This is a genomic window from Tumebacillus lacus, from assembly GCF_026410385.1.
Classification (GTDB): domain Bacteria; phylum Bacillota; class Bacilli; order Tumebacillales; family Tumebacillaceae; genus Tumebacillus; species Tumebacillus lacus.
Genome location: NZ_JAPMLT010000004.1, coordinates 279,850 through 297,506, shown reverse-complemented (window position 1 = coordinate 297,506; position 17,657 = coordinate 279,850). Strand labels below are relative to the sequence as shown.

Below are 17,657 nucleotides of genomic sequence, written 5' to 3'. Positions count from 1 at the left end.
TATTCCCTTTGTTTCGGGTAAAATAATACGTGCCTTGCAAACCTAGGGGAAAGAGAGGATTTCGGATGCTCACTTCCAGCATGGAGGACTACTTGGAGAAAATCTATGAGCTGATGCGAGAAAAGGGTTACGCACGCGTCTCCGACATCGCTTCCTCACTTTCCGTCCAGCCTTCTTCCGTCACGAAAATGATTCAAAAGCTCGACGAGAAAAAGCTCGTCACCTACGAAAAATACCGGGGCATCGTGCTCACCGCCAAAGGCGAGCACCTCGGCAAACTAATGAAGCAACGCCACAAGCGGCTGGAAGAATTTTTGCGCATGTTGCGCATCAAAGAAGAGACGATCCAAAACGACGTCGAAGGGATCGAGCACCACGTCTCCCCGGCGACGATGAACGCGCTCAACAACCTCGTGCTGTTTTTCCAACAAAACACCGATTGCTTGCAGGAGTTCAACACCTTTTGCGACGAACTCGAAGAGTTGAACCAAGACCTCGACTCCTCGAACCAATAAACGGCCCCCGATCTCGGGGCTTTTTTTGTTCCACTGGACACACGCCCAGACGTCGAGCATAATAAAATGGTTATCAAGAGAGGAGTGAGCGGATGAAGAAAATCAGAGTCGGTGTCGTCTTTGGCGGCCAGTCAGGCGAGCACGAAGTCTCCATCCAATCCGCACGGTCGGTGATCGAAAACCTCGACCCGGAGAAATTTGACATCCTGCCCATCGGGATCAGCAAGGAGGGTACCTGGCACGTCGGCCTTGGCGCCTACAACGCCCTCGGCGCTCCGATCCCGGCCAAACTGCTGCAGGCAGAATATACCGAAGAAGAAGCCAAAGCGCTGCTGCCGGAAGCGGTGTCGCAAGTCCTGCCTGTTCAGTCTGCGCAGGACATCGATGTGATCATTCCCGTCCTGCACGGCCCGCGCGGCGAAGACGGCACCGTGCAAGGGCTTTTCGAACTGATGAACCTCCCCTACGTCGGCGCGGGCGTCGTCGCCTCGGCCGTCGGGATGGATAAAGCGATGATGAAGGCGGTCTTTGCCCAAGCGGGTCTTAGACAATGCCGCTACGAGACGGTGTTGCGCTCCCGCTTTGAAAAAGACCCGGAGACGACGGCACAGTCGCTGGAGCACCTCGGTTACCCATGCTTCGTCAAACCGGCCAACATGGGCTCTTCCGTCGGTGTAACAAAGGCGAAAGACCGCGCCTCCCTGATCGAAGCGCTGCACATCGCCGCCCGCTATGACCGCAAGATCATCGTCGAGGAAGCGGTCGACGGCCGCGAGATCGAAGTGGCGGTGCTCGGCAACGAAGACCCGCTTGCCTCGGTGCCGGGCGAGATCGTCTCCGGCAACGACGAGTTTTACGATTATAACGCCAAATACGTCGACGGCAACTCCGTCATGGTCATCCCGGCTGAGATGTCCGCTGAACAAAGCGACGAAGTGCGCGAACTGGCTCTAAAGGCTTTCCAGGCCATCGACGGCTCCGGTCTGTCCCGCGTCGACTTTTTCCTCGACCGCAAAACGGGTGAGTTTCTCGTCAACGAGATCAACACCTTCCCCGGCTTCACGATCTACAGCATGTATCCAAAACTGTGGGAAGTGACCGGTCTGCCCTACGATCAACTGCTCGAAAAATTGGTCCATTTGGCGATCGAACGCCACCAAGACCAAAACCGCTCGCGGTAATTCAATATCGAAAAACGGCTGCCCGCTCCATCCCGGAACGGGCAGCCGTTTTTTAGGAAGACTTTTGCATGAGATGACGAAACCATCGCAAATTCCGGACCATGATCCAGAAGAGGAACGGGTAGATCAGGAGCGAGTACCACATGCTCCATCCTTTGTATTTCATGATCTTCAGGTAAAGGAACAGCCACTCATAGCCGAGCAGGAAGCCGATCCAGACCGCCGTGTAGACCAGGATGGCAAAGCGTCGACGCGGGAGAAAGTTCAGATACAACAAGGCAAGCGAGGGATTGACCAAGGAGATGTTAACTAGGTCCTGCCACTGTATCGCACCTTCCCCCCCATAGTCGTAAAGATCGAGACTGCCTCCGATGAACACATCGAACAGCAACGCAAATGCCATCGTGAAAAACCAGACGGCGTATTTTTCCGCAGGTGACAATCTCTTGACAATCAAAATCGCGAGGATCGTCCACAGGACGCCCGGCACGACCATCATCAGATTTACTAGATTCATCGTCCCCTCCTGCAAATAAGCGTTTGCGAATATCATGCCCGCGCTTACGACTGGGTATGCTCCATTTAGAAAAGACCCCCGCGCGACCGGAATGGACGCACGGGGGTCTTTTGCAGGGACGAATTACAGGCCCAGATAATGTTGGACGACTTTGCCTTCCGTCGTGTACAGCGTGCCGTCTGCGCCGAGGACGTGGTGGCCTTGGCGACCCTTGAGCTCGATGGAGAGGTACGGGTGCGGCAGTTTGTTTTCCCGGTAGAACGCTTTTTCCAGCGTCGGGATCTGGACGGTCTCGTAGCGGCCTTCACGTACAAGGCGCTCGACGAGGCCGATCACGTTGGCGTACAGCGGACCAGTGGTCGCTTCTGCCGCGGCTGCTGCTTCTGCGGAAGCCGCTTCCAGTGCTGCTTGTCCGCCTTTGGTGACGTATTCATTGAGGATCTGCTGGAGATCGACCAAATTGTCAGCCGCGCCGAGCAGCGAAGCCGGGTAGAAGGTGACGTGACCCTCTTCGACCAGCAAGCGCAGAGCCGGTTCGCCTGCGAGTTTCGCGCGTGCGTCAGCCAGCGCACCCGCCAGTTCCGTGTTGACAGCGGTTTCAGCAGCAACTTTTGCCGGAGCCTCTGCTTTAGCCGAAGCCTCTGCTTTAGCCGAAGCCTCTGCTTTAGCCGAAGCCTCTGCTTTAGCCGAAGCCTCTGCTTTAGCCGAAGCCTCTGCCTTTACCGAAGCCTCTGCTTTTGCAGGAGCCGGTGCTGCCGCGCCGCCGTTTCGCTCTTTCAAGATCGCGACGATCTGCTCAAAGACGTCCGCCTCGATCTCGTACAGGCCGCCTTTCGCCTGCGGGGTAAATTTCTGTCCTGCCAGTTCTTGCAGTTCATCGCGGGTGATCCCGGCCTGTTTGTCTTCGAGCACGAGGTCATAAGCGAACGGCACATGGTACAGAAATTCCCCGGTCTGATTCGGGAAGGTCAGCGCATCTTCTTGCACACTCGCCTCGGTCACGTGACCGAGCGCAAACACGCTGTTGCTTCCGCCGTTCGATTTCGTTTCGATCAACAGCACAGGACGAGTCGTCTGGCTGAGGTCCTGCGCCTTGTTCTCTTCCTTAAACGGAATGCGATCGAACAGGGCATCCCCCTTCAAACGCCAGACTTGTTTTATGAAATACTTGTTTTCACTCATCTCTGTAGTTCCCCCTGACTATTTTCCGTAAAGCTATCTATTCTCCGCACAGAAGAAAAATCCTGCAGAGGGCCACTCCGCAGGACTTTAGCAACATTACCCAACGACGAGGTTGACCAGCTTGCCCGGCACGACGATCACTTTTTTGATCGACTTGCCTTCCAGCAACGCTTGCACTTTTTCAGAAGTGAGAACGGTCTGCTCGATCTCTTCTTTTGTGGTGTCTTTCGGGAAGACGATGCGGTCTTTGACCTTCCCGTTCAGTTGCACCACGTATTCGATCTCGTCAGACACGAGCGCCGATTCGTCGTAGGTCGGCCAGACCACCTGATGCAGCGGGGTCTTGTGCCCCATCATCTCCCACAGTTCGGAGGTGATGTGAGGAGCGGCCGGAGACAGCAGGATGACCGCCGTCTTGATCGCGTCTGCTTTCGTGCCCGGATCTGCGTGTTCCGGGTACGCGTAGATCGCGTTGACCAGTTCCATCACCGCTGAGATCGCCGTGTTGAACTGGTAGCGGTCGCCGATGTCCTCGGTGACCTTTTTGATCGCCGCATGCATCGCGGTGCGAAGTTTTTTCGCCTCTGCGCCTTCCGCATTTGCCCCTTTGGAGGAGCGGATCTGGTGCAGGTTGTTATCGACAAGGCGCCAGACGCGGTTCAGGAAGCGGTTCGCCCCCTCGACGCCTTGATCGCTCCATTCGAGGTCGCGGTCCGGCGGTGCGGCGAACAGGATAAACACGCGTGCGGTGTCAGCGCCGTATTTGCCGATGATGTCTTCCGGCGAGACGACGTTGCCTTTGGACTTCGACATTTTCGCCCCGTTCATGACGATCATCCCCTGAGTGAGCAGGCTCTCGAACGGCTCATCAAAGTTGACCAGTTCTGCGTCGTGCAACACCTTCGTGAAGAAGCGGCTGTAAAGAAGGTGCAAGATCGCATGCTCGATCCCGCCGATGTATTTGTCGACCGGCAGCCATTTGTTGGCATCTTCAGTAGAGAACGGCTGGCTGTCGTCCTGCGCGCTCACATAGCGCAGGTAGTACCACGAGGAGTCGATAAACGTGTCCATCGTGTCGGTCTCGCGCTGTGCATGGCCGCCGCAAGACGGGCAGGTCGTGTTGACAAATTCTTCATTGGTCGCCAGCGGCGATTTGCCTTTGACGCCAAAGTCAACGTTCTCCGGCAGCAGCACCGGCAGTTGGTCTTTAGGTACCGGCACCGTGCCGCAGGAGTCGCAGTAGATCATCGGGATCGGTGCGCCCCAGTAGCGTTGGCGGGAGACCAGCCAGTCGCGCAGGCGGAAGGAAGTGGTCGCTTTGCCGATGCCTTGCGCTTCCAGATGCGCGGTGATCTTGGTCAGCGCGTCGCGGTTGTGCAGGCCGGTAAACTCAGCAGAGTTGATGATCGTGCCATCCTCGGTGAACGCGGCGGTCAGCGGGCCTTGGTGGCCGCCCTCCGGCTCGATGACGACCGGGATCGGCAGCTCATACTTGGAAGCAAACTCAAAGTCGCGCTCGTCATGCGCCGGCACGCCCATCACCGCGCCGGTGCCGTAGTCGGGCAGCACGTAGTTGGCGATCCAGATCGGCACTTGCGCCCCGGTCAGCGGATGCACCGCATAGGAGCCGGTGAAGATGCCGACTTTTTCCGCGTCGGTGGAGGTGCGCTCGATCTCGGACGCTTTGCGGACCTGATCGATGAACGCGCGGACATCCGCTTCCTTTTCATATCCGGCGATCAACTGTTGCACGAGCGCGTGCTCCGGTGCCAGTACCAGATAGGAAACGCCGTACAGCGTGTCCGGGCGGGTGGTGAAGACGGTCACCGTCTCGTCGCGTCCGGCGATCTTGTACGTGATGTCCGCGCCTGTGCTCTTGCCGATCCAGTTGCGCTGCATCGTCTTGACCTTTTCCGGCCAGCCCGGCAGTTTGTCAAGGTCGGTCAGCAGGCGCTCCGCATAGTCGGTGATCTTGAAGAACCACTGCGCGAGGTCCTTTTTCACCACTTCGGTGCCGCAACGCCAGCAACCGCCGTCTTCCACCTGTTCGTTGGCGAGGACGGTGGAGCAGTCCGGGCACCAGTTGACAGCCGCTTCCTTTTTATACGCGAGGCCGCGCTCGTAGAAAAGCTGGAACAGCCACTGCGTCCACTTGTAATAGTCGGGCGAGCAGGTCGCCAGCTCTTTGTCCCAGTCGATGGAGATGCCGAGCTCTTTGTCCTGGCCGCGCATGAAGTTGATGTTGTCCCAGGTCGAGACGTTCGGGTGTACGCCGTGCTTGATCGCGAAGTTCTCAGCCGGCATCCCAAACGCGTCCCAGCCCATCGGATGGAGCACGTTAAATCCTTGCGCCCGCTTGAAGCGAGCCACCACGTCGCCGATCGTGTACACGCGCACATGGCCCATGTGCAGGCGACCAGACGGGTACGGGAATTGTTCGAGGCAGTAGTAGTACGGCTTTTCCGGGTCGTTTTGCGTCTTGTGCGCGTGTGTCTCGTCCCAGATGCGTTGCCATTTTTTCTCAATCTCAGCAGGTGCGTAACGGTGTTCAGCAGCCATGGCGGGATTCCTCCTTGGAAAATAAATAAAACCTCCCACCCCCAGCGTCAATTCGCTAGGGACGAGAGGTTAGCGTATGCGTTCTCGTGGTACCACCCTACTTCAGCAAAACCGCATCATACATCCCGCGGTCTGCCCTTTCACACATCCGATAACGTGGACGAATCCGGCGGCAAGTAGTATGTCTCTTCCAGAAGGTCTGGTCCAAGACAGTTCCCGGCCGCAGCTCCAAGGTGAGTTCTCTATCCGGTGTCCTGCCGACTCGCACCGACCGTCGGCTCTCTGAAAGGCTCCGCAACAGATACTGATCCTCTTCGACGCATTGTGACGTTTCCTGTTGTCTGTAGTATACGCAGTCGAAATTCGTTTTGTCAACAAAAACAAACTCTGGAAAATGTTTTTTATCAGTGGACTTTCATCTTCGCACAGAGAACGACTCCGACAACATCTGCCAAATGGCGACAGGTGCGATGCCCTGCACGTGGCAGGAGATCCCGGCGAGTCCGTATTCGCGCACGAGATGCAGCTTGGCGGCGAGGCTGCGCACATCTTCATACCAGACTTCCCGCTTTTTGCCCGTTTCATCCCTGTACTGAAACATCGGAGACAACGCCCGGTCGTCCCAATGGATGAGACCGGGACGCTCGGTCACTTCTTCCGGCACAGGCGGCACTTGCAGCACGAGGCTCGGCGACAGATCCGGTTCATACGGCACTTCCCAGTCGTAGCCGTAAAAGGGCAGCCCGAGCAACAGCTTCCCCGCCGCGACACGCCCTTGCGCAAACGTCAGCGTGCGGCGGATCAGATGCAGCGGTGCAAGCGACGTCGGCGGGCTGTCCCAGCGCCCGTACGCTTCATCGGCGTTCCAGACGACCCGGTCGGCATACTGGCCGATCATCTCCAGATCGTACGCCCCGGTGCGCGGATGATCCTCGTCGCTCTCGGTCATCGGCGGTACGGAGACATAGAGCTCCCCCCGCCACTGCCGCAACCTCGTGTGCAGTTCTCGCACAAACCCGGTGAACAAAAATCGCAACTTCGGCGGCAGCGCGGTAAACTCCAGATGCACGCCCCGGTAGCCGTCGTGGCCGATCAGCGGGCGCAGTTCGGCAAAAAAAGCCCGCCGCGTCGGTCCGTGCGCCACCACCCGCTCCGCCGCTTGCGGGTCGCTGGGAGCGATCAGCAGCAACCGGCCGAGGTCCGCCCCTTTGATCGCTTCCCCGAGGCGTCCCCGCTCAAAAAAGGGCTCTCGCAGCTCGCCGTCCCCTTCGACCACAGCCGCGCAGAGGGAAACGCTCGACAGGCACGCTCCCGCCTCCTCCACCGTGTCGACCTCCTCCGGCTCGCCTTGCACCTCCAGCCGCATGTTCACCTCGATGGCGCCCCGCTTGTTCATCGGCACCGGCAGCGTCAGCACCCGGCCGACCGGCAGTCCGTCCACCGGGAGCGGCAGATTGGCATCGATCACCATCCGCTCCGGTACGCGATGACGGTTGGCCACCCCCCGCAGCGTTTCGCTCGCCCGCACGGTGTATGTGTGAAGCGCAGTCGGCACTTTCGTCGGCACGAGCAACGACAGCCCGGGCACGAGGTCCTCGTCGGTGATTCCGTTGATCCCGATCAACTCCTCGGCGCTGACACCCACACCACGGCCGATCTGCAGCAGATTTTCCCCTCGTTTCACAACATGCACATACATAACCTGACTCATCCCCTCCTGACCCGGGAGTATCTCCAGCCTATTCTCGACGGTGAGGATGGGTGAGTGCCCGGTTGAAAACGCAAAAAAGCGCCCTGTCTCGACAAGGCGCCCTATTTCGCAACAAAAAACAGTCGTTCGCTGGTTTCATTTGGCACGTCCCACGCAAAGTCCGCATATACTTCTACTGTTTGGAATCCGGCGGAGTGCAACCAGCCGATGACGAGGTCCGCTTCGTACGCGCGCTGCACGTGCACTTCCTGAAAGCGCCGGTACAACTCCTCCTCTTCCTCTTCAGCCCGAGCGAAAAACGTGATGTCGTACTCCACGCTCACCCGTTCCGGATCAAAGCGGCTTTGCCAGATATAGCTCACGTCTTCTCCGACTTCGTAAAAGACGTGATCGCCGAGTTGTTCCCGCAGCTTGTACGGACTGTGCAGATCGAACAGAAACACCCCGCCGTCGCGCAGGGCTTTTTTGACGCGCACAAACGACTGTTGTACGTCCGCTTCCTCCGTCAGATAATTGAAGGAATCACAAAAGGACAGAGCCAGATCACACGGCTCCGGCAGATGCAACTCCCGCAGATCCTGACAGAGAAAACGCAGCCGGTTGCTGGGCTCCCCTTTGCTTTGGGCGATCGCCAGCATGTCCTCTGACAGATCGACGCCGGTCACCTTGTAGCCGCGCTCCTGCAGCAACCACGAGATCGTGCCCGTCCCGCAGCCCAGGTCGGCGATATGGCGCGGATCCAGACCGTACCGCGCCACCGCCGTTTCAAAAAAGGCCATCCAGCGGTCATACGGAGCGTCTCCCATCAACAGGTCATAATAGGCGGCGAACTCCCCGTATGACGATTCTTCGTATTCTTCTTCGTACACAGAGAATGACCTCGCTTTACCGCTATACGAGACTCAGTTGCGGAGCGTCGCCCCACACCCGTTCCAGGTTGTAAAACTCGCGCTCCTCTTGGCGGAACACGTGGATCACCACGTCCCCATAGTCAAGCAGCACCCATCGCGCTTCGTCGTACCCTTCCATCGCCTTCAGATGATAATCCATCTTCGCCAATTTCTCGCGTACGCCTTTGGCGATCGCCTGCACTTGAGTGTTGGAATTCCCGCTGCAGATGATGAAATAATCGGCGATCACTGACAAATCGTGGATGTCCAGCACCACCACTTCGTTCGCCTTCTTATCTGCGACTGCATCAGCCGCACTCCGCGCCAATTCCAAAACTCGGTCGCTCATTCACATGCCTCCTAAGTGGTGAAGTGTCACACTATTTTGACTACACCTTGCTACATCCTATTCGCGTACTATGCTTAAAGTTTCCGCCTGTCCGCGATCTCTTTCCACAGATGATTGCGTGCGAGCACGGTCAGAGGGAAAATTGGCTTCTGACGATCCAGCAAAAAGCGAATCGTGTTGTCGAACGCGGACGCGAGGGCCAGATCGAGGTCCTGCTCCGCCAATTTGCGCAGGTCTTCCACAGCGGGGAACGTGCGTCCCGGCTCGATGTAGTCGGCGAGGCAGACCACTTTTTCCAAAGCGGACATGCCGACCCGACCGGACGTGTGATAACGCACCGCATTGGCGACATCCTCGTTGTCGATGCCGAACAACTCCGGCAGCATCGCCGCCGCAATGTGGCCGTGCAAAAGCTCCGCCACCGCGAAAAATTGTTCGTCGACACCGCGTTCTTTCGCCACTTCATACCAGCGGTCGACCGGCCATTCGCGAGCATAATCGTGCGCCCACGCCGCCTGCCGCGCCTGATCCGGGTCTACGCCAAAGCGTCTGGCCAATTCGTCGGCCGTCTGCACAACGCCTTCGACATGGCAAAACCTTGCCGGGGAGATCGCTTGGCGGACCAACTCTTGCATCGATTGTTCATTCATATAACTTGTTCTCCTTACAATACCCTATGACCTCGGCGGGAAGGAGATGCGCGACCGATCGATTCTTTACAAGCCGGTCGCGCAGCCAAGTGGAAGATATGTCGAGTCCGGGAATCTCCACCAGCCGGATGCGGGAACGAAGTCCCGCCAGTTGTGCGCCCGCAGCGGCCGCGCTCGCCTGCAGATCGGTGCCCGGACGCGTCAGGGCGAGGATCGTCGCCAGTTCGGCGATACGCTCGACATCCCGCCAGTTCGGCAGGATCTCGAGGTTGTCCGCCCCGATGATCAGAAACAGTTCATCATCCGGATGCTGTTCCCGTATGTATGCCAAGGTCAAGGCGGTGTACGACGGCCCGTCGCGGCGCAGTTCCCAGTCGGTGACCGCAAACTGCGGCGTGCCGGCAATCGCCAATTTGACCATCGCCAACCGGTGCTCGCCCGGTGTCGCCGCTTTGCCGACTTTGAGCGGATTGACCCCCGCGGGGACGAACAGCACCTGATCGAGCCCCGCCTCTTCCAGCGCCACCTGCGCGATCACAAGATGGCCGATGTGGATCGGGTCAAACGTGCCGCCAAACACCCCGAGACGCATCGGACTACGGCAGCTCGATCTGCTTGTGGTCTACAGACTCTTTGTAGAGCACGACCTGCTTGCCGATCAGTTGGACGAGTTCCGCACCCGAGCGCTCGGCAAGCTCTTTGGCTACGACGTCTTTGTCTTCTTCGCAGTTTTGCAGAATCGAGACTTTGATCAATTCTTTCGTCTCCAACGCCATGTTGATTTGCTCGATCATGTTGTCAGACACGCCGCCTTTTCCGACCTGAGTGACCGGGGTGACATGGTGAGCCATCGAACGCAGGTAACGCTTTTGTTTTCCGGTTAGCATAGTTTGTGTAACTCCTTCTTCTGTCAGCTGTTGCCAAGTGTAGAGTATACCACACTCTACAAATAGGATTCCACCGTTTGCCGCATCACATCCGTCGGTGCTTTCGATCCCGTCCACATCTCAAACGAGTGCGCCCCTTGGTGGATGAACATGCCAAGGCCGCCGTGCACGCTGCAACCGCGCGCAGCCGCTTCCTTCAAAAAGCGGGTGATGCGCGGGTTGTAGATCAAGTCGCTGACCAGTTGCCCCTCGCGCAGCCACTCGGTCGGCATCGGCACGGCGTCAACATGCGGGTGCATGCCGACCGGGGTGGCGTTGACAATCAGATCATATCCGGCTGTAAAGTCGGCTCCGCGCTCTTGCAGCTGAGCAAAGGAGATCCCGTCCGTCTGCGTCAGATGAGCCAGATGAGCGGCCAACTTTTCCGCTTCCCTCGCCACAAACGTCAGGTGCGAAGCGCCTTGCAACGCCATCTGCGCCGCCACCGCCCGGGCGGCACCCCCCGCTCCCAGCATCAGCACCCTTTTGCCGCTCACCGTCACACCGGTCTCTTCCTGCAGAGCGGAAATGTAGCCGATCCCGTCGGTGTTGTATCCGATCAGCCGGCCGTCCCGCAGCACGATGGTATTGACCGCGCCGATCAGCCGGGCCTCTTCCGACAGCTCGTCCAGATAGGGGATGACCTCGACCTTGTGCGGGATCGTCACGTTGACACCGAGCATCTGCAAGGCGCGGATCGACGCCACCGCCTCGCCGAGCCGCTCCGGTGCGACGTCGAACGCCAGGTAGCGGCAATCAAGACCTACGCTTTCAAACGCGGCGTTGTGCATCTGCGGCGATTTGGAATGCGCGACTGGGTGTCCAAACAGGCCTGTCAAGCGCGTTTGGCTGGAAATCATGTCCATTCCCCCTTTTCCTCTCAGTGTAACACGAAAAGACCTGCCGAGCTATCTCTCAGCAGGTCTAGAGGTCTAGGGAGCTATCGGCGAAACTCCATCTGGAGCACCAGGCCGTTCTCACCAAAGGAAAATGTCAGATCGTAGAGTTGATACTCGGAGAGTTCCGGCTGTTCCTCCCGGACATGATCGACTTCTTGGCGCAGGTGGTCCATCAACTGTTCAATGCGCAGATGCTCTCCTCGACCATAGCGGTTTACCAACAGGCGGGTGATCGTGCGGCGGCGTTCCTTCGTCATCGTTTCCAACAAGCGTCCCCTCCGTCCTCGTCGTTTCAAGGTGTGTATCTAAGGTGTATGGGGAGTTATGTTGAAATATGACACGGGAACCTGTCGATGCTAGATCATCAGACCGGGGTGGCAGGATCAGATCAGCGCGCGCCGCAGATGCACGTCGACGCCTTTGGGCGCGTGGATCTTTACCTGTGCGCCGTCCCGGCCGCGCAGGGTGATCCAACCGAGACCCGAGATGACGATGTCCTGCGGATGGCCCGACTTGAGCGTAAACGAATGGGTGTACAGTTTGCGCAGCAGGTCGGAGTCCTGCTCCAGCGGCGGGGTCAGCAGCGTGCCGAGATGCTTTTCATAGAGATTGTCCGCGTTTTCCAATTTGGTGCGGTGAACCTCCAGTTGGTTGGCCGCGTAGATGGTGAAGCCTTGCTTCGGACCTTCCAGATAATCAAAGCGGCACAGCCCGCCGAGGAACAGCGTCTGACGGTCGTTGAGCTGATACGTTTTCGGGTCTATGTACGTCTCCGGCGTGATGATGCGCAGCGATTTGGCCGACACGAGGTCGGTCAGGCGGTGCGTGGTCATGATCCCCGGCGTGTCGATGATCGAGCGGCCGGTCGGCAGGTCCATGCGGATCGTCGACAAGGTGGTGCCCGGATAGCGTGACGTGGTCAGTTCGCCGCCGTTCTCTTCGCCAAACAAGTTCATCAGGCCGTTGATCAGCGTCGATTTGCCGACGTTTGCCGTGCCGACGACATAGACGTCCTTGTCTTTCCCCTTGGCTTCGATGGCCGTTTTGACCTCTTCGATGCCGAGGCGCTTTTTGGCGGAGATCAGGATGATGCTCGACACCTCAACGCCCTGCTTGGCCACCTCATGGCGCAACCAGGTCTCGACTTTGTCCCAGTTGGTGCTGCGCGGCAGCAGATCGGCTTTGTTGGCGACCAGCACGATCGGGTTTTTGCCGACGTATTGCTTGATCTCCTTCACCCAGCTCCCGGCAAAGTCGAACAGGTCGACGACCTTGACGACCAGTGCCGGACGCTTGGCGATGTCGGAGAGGATCTTGCGGAAATTTTCATTGTCGAGCGTGACCGGTGCCACGTCGCTGTAATGTTTGATGCGGTAACAGCGCTGGCAGACGGGGTATTCGCGTTCGACGACCGAGTTGAGCGGTGCGTAGCCCGGCCGGTCCTTTTCTTCCGTCTGAATGCCGATGCCGCATCCGGTGCAGATCAAATCCAGTTCTGACATGTGTGTAGGTTCACTCCCGTATTCTCTCGACTAGTCCCAAGGGATCAATCCCCGGCGGCGCAAGATGCGCAGCGCGATGCGCTCCATCATCCGCAACACCTTGGTGCCGATAAATTCTTTTTCGCCCACCGGCACGACGAGGATCGTGTACATGCCCATCCGGTTGCCCCCGAGCACGTCGGTAAACAGTTGGTCGCCGATGACGACCGTCTCTTCCCGCGTGGTGCCCAGCACCTGCAACCCTTTGTGGAACGGGGCGTTGATCGGTTTGCGCGCCTTGGCGATCCACGGGATGTTCAGCGGTTTGGCAAATCGTTCGACCCGATGGTCCTGGTTGTTCGAGACGATGCAGACTTTGAGGCCGCGCGTGTCCCGCACATGGTCCAGCCATTCGATCAACCGGGGGGTGGCATCCGGCTCATCCCAACGCACGAGCGTGTTGTCGAGGTCGGTGATGATGCCTTTGATGCCGCGCGCCTGCAGCTGATCGAGATCGATGTTGTAAACCGACTCGACGAATAAGTCGGGGATCAGTCTTTTCATTCTGTATCGTCTCCTCTAGAATGTGAAAGATTCTCCATTTCATCCATCACCTGTAGAGGATATCACAGAAGGCAAATCACACGCCATAGAAAACGCGAAAAAACCTCTGCTCCCGGCTCGAGGGTAGGACAGAGGTTTTTTCGTGTGGTACTTCACTGTTGCAATCATTGTATTAGACAAACGTCTGCAAAAATCCTTTTCGACACGATTGGTAATTTATTGACGTTTTTCCACACGTGCGAAAAATCGACCGCAAACGCCGTCACATCACCCGTTCCAACTTGTCCAGATGGTCAAACTTTTTTTCCAGAGAGCCTTCCTGCGCCCGCACCCAGTTGACAAACGTCTCGACAAACGCCGGGTCCCACTGCGTGCCGCGTCCTTCTTCGAGAATCGACAGCGCCTTGTCCACCGGCATCCCTTTGCGGTACGGCCGGTCGGACGTCATCGCGTCAAACGCGTCGGCGACCGCGATGATCCGCCCAAACAGCGGGATCTCCTCGCCGGCCAGCCCGTCCGGGTAGCCGCGTCCGTCATAGCGCTCATGATGGGAACGCACACCCGGCAGCAGCGGAGCCATCGCTTCGTGCGGCTGGATCTGGCGCAAGATCGCCTCGCCCATCGCCGGGTGCATCTTGATCTGGTCAAATTCTTCGTCGGTCAACTTGCCCTCTTTGAGCAGCACCGAGTCGCGGATGCCGATCTTGCCGATGTCGTGCAGCAAAGCCGATTTGCGCAGCAGATCCAGTTCGGTGACGCCAAGACCGCCTTGCTTGCCGATCTGGACGGAGAAGTTCGCCACGCGGATCGAGTGACCCGCCGTGTACGGATCGCGGGCATCGAGCGCCGCCGCCAGCGTGGCAAAGTACGAATCCATCAACTGGCTGTTCAACGCGTCCCGGCGTGCCAAACCGTCGACCATCAAGTTAAAGCCGGTGACAAGGCGGGAGAACTCGTCCGAGTACAGATCGGTCGCCCGCACGTCAAACTGGCCTTTTTGCACGTCGGCCATCAGGTTTTCCAGTTGGTCGATCGGCTTGTGCACCGCTCGCGCCATCAGCCACGCGCTCAAGGCGGCGAAGGCAATGCCGAGCACAAGGATCGTCGCAGCCCAGCGCCAGTAGTCGCCGACGAGCACGTTGGCCTCCTGAAACTGGAGTTGCGCGGCAAACGAAAACAGAAACAGCGGGAACGTGCCGATCAAAAGCGCACTCAGCGTAAACTTGCGGTTGATCGAGACGATCACGTTGCCGTCGAGCTTGACGTCTTTGACGGCAAACTCGCGAGTGGCCAGTCCACGCAGTTCATTGAGCAGCGGCTGGATCGCTTCGGCGGTCAGGAAAAACTCGACGACCGCATGCATCCCGGCCATCAGCCCGGAGCCGATCAGAGCCAAATAGATGTAATGGAACGACAGATCCAAGATGCCCGCCTCGATCTGCCAGACGGTGATCGCCACAGCCGGCACCAAAAATCCCAGCAGGTGCGGGCCGAAGATCCGCTTGACCGCCATCAGCGGCATGCGATGGACATACAGATAGACTTTCATGAATTGTTCAGCCGAACGGGGCCTTTCCCCAAAAAAATCCCGAATCGGCCGCAACTGTCTGCGGAACGCCGCGATCTCCACGACCAGCAGCGACACAGTGGACAGCGCGAGCGTCAACGACAAGAGACCGGCATCCTCCCTTGCGATCTGCAAGATCGGCATGCCAAAAAATCCGGCCACACAGAATATCGCAACGAGCGATCCCAATACGTAGTTGCGAATGAGATGGCGCACAAATACTTTATAGGCTTCCATACTTGCCCCTACCCCTCCTATTCTGGGGGATTTTACCATCCGTGGTCTACATTTCAATCTACCTCTATTTTAGTCTAAATTACATCAAAAAGCGACCTGTTTGTAATCAAACAGGTCGCTTTTTGTCGCAAATCGGTTAACGACAGCTCATTCAATCAGCAGCAGCGCGTGGCGCCGCCCGATTCGTAGCGGTCTTTGAGACGTTGCAGATAAAATTCTTTTTCGTTCATCGGTTCTTGATCCGGGTGATTGGCCCGGTGGTGTTCCAAATATTTCTCATAATCCGGCATGCCGAACATCGTCTTGACGGTGGAGCGAGCTTTGCTCATCCAGACCAGCGTGTTGTTCATGCCGAGATCCCGGTGTCCGTGTAGTTTTTAGAAGCGACGTACGGCGACTCGGCCAGCGGCAGCGTGTTTTGGTTGCGCAGGATCTTGATCCAGACGCGGACGGCGTCGATCAAGGTCGCGATGACGATCAACATGAACAACGCACAGACAAAGGCGTCGAGACGGTCGTTGAAGATGATCTGCTCCATCTGCGCCGGCGTCTTGGCCGCGCCGAGCATCTTGCCTTGATCCAGCGCCGCTTCGAACTGATTGGCGTGAGCGAGGAAGCCAAGGCCCGGTTTGTCGGAGAAGATCTTCATCCAGCCTGCGCTCAGTGTCGTGATCAACAGCCACGACAGCGGGATCATCGTGACCCAGATGTGTCGAGCTTTGCCCATCTTCAGCAGATAGGTGGTCGCGACGATCAACGCGATCCCCGCCAGCATCTGGTTGGCGATGCCAAACATCGCCCACAGCGAGTTGATGCCGCCCAGCGGGTCGACGACCCCGGCGTAGAGGAAGTACCCCCAGCCTGCCGTGACCAGACCCGATGCGATCAGGTTGGGCAGGAACTTGTCAGTTTTCGCAAACGACGGAGCGAAGTTGCCGATGTAGTCTTGGAGCATGAAGCGGCCGATCCGGGTGCCTGCATCGACGGTGGTCAGGATGAACACCGCTTCGAACAGGATCGCGAAGTGATACCAGAAAGCCATCATCGTCGGACCGCCGAGGAAGTCCTTGAAGATCATCGCCATGCCGATCGCCAGCGCCGGAGCGCCGCCCGTGCGGGAGATGATCGTGCTCTCGCCGATGTCTTTGGCGAGTTGGGTCAGATCGTTCGCCGAGACGGTGAAGCCGAGTTTTTGCACGGCTGCGACAGCCGAGGCCGCGTCTGGGCCCATGACAGCTGCCGGCGAGTTGATGGCGAAGTACAGACCCGGCGTCAGGGCGCAGGCTGCGATCAGCGCCATGATCGCGACGCCCGACTCCATCAGCATCGAGCCGTAACCGATCAAGCGAGAGTTGCTTTCCCGTTGAATCATCTTCGGCGTCGTGCCCGACGAGACCAGCGAGTGGAACCCGGAGATCGCGCCGCACGCGATGGTGATGAAGAGGAACGGGAACAGCGGACCTGCAAACACCGGACCGGAACCGTCGATAAACTTGGTGACTTTCGGCATCTGCAATTCCGGCAGGGTGATCAGGATGCCGGCCGCCAGCAGCACGATGGTGCCGATCTTCAGGAACGAAGAGAGATAGTCGCGCGGTGCCAGCAGCAGCCAGACCGGCAGGATGGAAGCGATCAGGCCGTAGCCCATCATCAGCCACGCGAGCGTGGTCTTTTCATAGTCGAACCAATGCGCGATGGAAGACTCGGCCACATATTGGCCGGCGACCAGCGCTGCCATCATCAACACAAAGCCGATCAGAGACCCTTCCAGGACGCGGCCCGGACGGATGAAGCGCATGTACACACCCATGAAGATCGCAATCGGAATCGTCATCGCGATCGTGAAGGTCGCCCACGGGCTGTGGTACAGCGCATTGACGACGACCATTGCCAGCACGGCGATCAGGATGACCATGATCATGATGATGCCCAAACCGGCGAGGAAGCCGCCGACCGGCCCGATCTCTTCTTTGGCGATCTGACCGAGCGATTTGCCGTTGCGGCGCATCGAGCCGAACAGGATCACGAAGTCTTGTACCGCGCCGCCGAGCACGACGCCGACGAGGATCCAGAGCATCCCCGGCAGATAGCCCATCTGTGCGGCGAGGATCGGTCCGACCAGCGGACCTGCGCCTGCGATCGCCGCAAAGTGGTGGCCGAACAGAACCCATTTGTTCGTCGGCACAAAGTCCTTGCCGTCGTCGTTGACCTCAGACGGGGTCGCCCGCTTGTCGTCGAGCTCCATGACTTTTTTCGCAATAAATTTGGAGTAGAAGCGGTAACCGATCGCGTAGGTGCAGAACGCCGCCACGATGACCCATGCCGCGCTGATCGTTTCGTTGTTGTTCAGCGCCAACAGGGCAAACGCAGAGGCTCCCAGGACCGAGATTACCGTCCAGATCAGAATTGAGAGCAATCCTTTTTTCATC

The 17,657-nt window shown here is 58.2% G+C and carries 18 protein-coding genes and 1 other annotated feature; of the genes, 2 read left to right on the top strand and 16 right to left on the bottom strand.

All coding sequences use genetic code 11. The features are described from left to right. Positions 1 to 65 precede the first annotated feature (65 nt). Complete coding sequence (gene mntR / locus OS242_RS10900) at positions 66 to 515, top strand: transcriptional regulator MntR (RefSeq protein ID WP_267151713.1); 450 nt, start codon at positions 66 to 68, stop codon at positions 513 to 515. A gap of 92 nt (positions 516 to 607) precedes the next feature. Further along, positions 608 to 1,696, top strand: coding sequence for a D-alanine--D-alanine ligase (locus OS242_RS10895; protein WP_267151712.1), 1,089 nt, complete (start codon positions 608 to 610; stop codon positions 1,694 to 1,696). A gap of 52 nt (positions 1,697 to 1,748) precedes the next feature. Here OS242_RS10895 and OS242_RS10890 read toward each other — a convergent pair whose 3' ends face one another. From OS242_RS10890 to OS242_RS10815, 16 genes are all read right to left on the bottom strand, one after another. Then, positions 1,749 to 2,213: a hypothetical protein gene (locus OS242_RS10890; RefSeq protein ID WP_267151711.1), complete on the bottom strand. Its 465-nt coding sequence runs from the start codon at positions 2,211 to 2,213 to the stop codon at positions 1,749 to 1,751. A gap of 123 nt (positions 2,214 to 2,336) precedes the next feature. After that, positions 2,337 to 3,395: a hypothetical protein gene (locus tag OS242_RS10885; protein WP_267151710.1), complete on the bottom strand. Its 1,059-nt coding sequence runs from the start codon at positions 3,393 to 3,395 to the stop codon at positions 2,337 to 2,339. A 96-nt stretch (positions 3,396 to 3,491) separates the two neighbouring features. Beyond that, positions 3,492 to 5,954, bottom strand: a complete 2,463-nt coding sequence (gene leuS, locus OS242_RS10880) for a leucine--tRNA ligase (protein WP_267151709.1) — start codon at positions 5,952 to 5,954, stop codon at positions 3,492 to 3,494. A 54-nt stretch (positions 5,955 to 6,008) separates the two neighbouring features. Then, positions 6,009 to 6,281 (bottom strand) — a binding site (T-box leader). A gap of 88 nt (positions 6,282 to 6,369) precedes the next feature. After that, entirely contained in the window at positions 6,370 to 7,653 is a 1,284-nt protein-coding gene (locus OS242_RS10875; protein WP_267151708.1) for a glycosyl hydrolase family 18 protein, read from the bottom strand. Positions 7,654 to 7,766: 113 nt separating this feature from the next. After that, the gene (locus OS242_RS10870; protein WP_267151707.1) at positions 7,767 to 8,534 is read right to left on the bottom strand and encodes a class I SAM-dependent DNA methyltransferase; all 768 of its coding nucleotides are present in this window, start codon (positions 8,532 to 8,534) and stop codon (positions 7,767 to 7,769) included. Positions 8,535 to 8,556: 22 nt separating this feature from the next. Further along, complete coding sequence (rsfS, locus tag OS242_RS10865) at positions 8,557 to 8,904, bottom strand: ribosome silencing factor (protein WP_267151706.1); 348 nt, start codon at positions 8,902 to 8,904, stop codon at positions 8,557 to 8,559. Between the two features lie 74 nt (positions 8,905 to 8,978). Beyond that, a complete protein-coding gene (gene yqeK / locus OS242_RS10860; protein WP_267151705.1) occupies positions 8,979 to 9,554 on the bottom strand; it encodes a bis(5'-nucleosyl)-tetraphosphatase (symmetrical) YqeK in 576 nt (191 codons plus the stop codon). After that, positions 9,547 to 10,146: a nicotinate-nucleotide adenylyltransferase gene (nadD, locus tag OS242_RS10855; protein ID WP_267151704.1), complete on the bottom strand. Its 600-nt coding sequence runs from the start codon at positions 10,144 to 10,146 to the stop codon at positions 9,547 to 9,549. The genes yqeK and nadD overlap by 8 nt, the downstream gene beginning before the upstream one ends. Positions 10,147 to 10,150: 4 nt before the next feature. After that, positions 10,151 to 10,441: a ribosome assembly RNA-binding protein YhbY gene (gene yhbY / locus OS242_RS10850; protein ID WP_267151703.1), complete on the bottom strand. Its 291-nt coding sequence runs from the start codon at positions 10,439 to 10,441 to the stop codon at positions 10,151 to 10,153. A 56-nt stretch (positions 10,442 to 10,497) separates the two neighbouring features. Further along, entirely contained in the window at positions 10,498 to 11,340 is an 843-nt protein-coding gene (locus OS242_RS10845; protein WP_267151702.1) for a shikimate dehydrogenase, read from the bottom strand. 80 nt (positions 11,341 to 11,420) lie between these two features. Continuing rightward, on the bottom strand, positions 11,421 to 11,645 hold the full coding sequence (locus OS242_RS10840) for a hypothetical protein (protein ID WP_267151701.1): 225 nt from the start codon (positions 11,643 to 11,645) through the stop codon (positions 11,421 to 11,423). Positions 11,646 to 11,762: 117 nt separating this feature from the next. Beyond that, positions 11,763 to 12,881: a ribosome biogenesis GTPase YqeH gene (gene yqeH, locus OS242_RS10835; RefSeq protein WP_267151700.1), complete on the bottom strand. Its 1,119-nt coding sequence runs from the start codon at positions 12,879 to 12,881 to the stop codon at positions 11,763 to 11,765. Between the two features lie 30 nt (positions 12,882 to 12,911). Continuing rightward, positions 12,912 to 13,424 carry a YqeG family HAD IIIA-type phosphatase gene (locus tag OS242_RS10830; RefSeq protein ID WP_267151699.1) on the bottom strand — a complete coding sequence of 171 codons (513 nt, stop codon included), beginning with the start codon at positions 13,422 to 13,424 and terminating at the stop codon, positions 12,912 to 12,914. A 262-nt stretch (positions 13,425 to 13,686) separates the two neighbouring features. Continuing rightward, positions 13,687 to 15,228 (bottom strand): HD-GYP domain-containing protein, encoded by a 1,542-nt coding sequence (locus tag OS242_RS10825; RefSeq protein WP_267151698.1) that lies wholly within the window; start codon positions 15,226 to 15,228, stop codon positions 13,687 to 13,689. Positions 15,229 to 15,383: 155 nt separating this feature from the next. Continuing rightward, entirely contained in the window at positions 15,384 to 15,578 is a 195-nt protein-coding gene (locus OS242_RS10820; RefSeq protein WP_267151697.1) for a YbdD/YjiX family protein, read from the bottom strand. Beyond that, on the bottom strand, positions 15,575 to 17,656 hold the full coding sequence (locus OS242_RS10815; protein ID WP_267151696.1) for a carbon starvation CstA family protein: 2,082 nt from the start codon (positions 17,654 to 17,656) through the stop codon (positions 15,575 to 15,577). The genes OS242_RS10820 and OS242_RS10815 overlap by 4 nt, the downstream gene beginning before the upstream one ends. Position 17,657 lies beyond the last annotated feature (1 nt).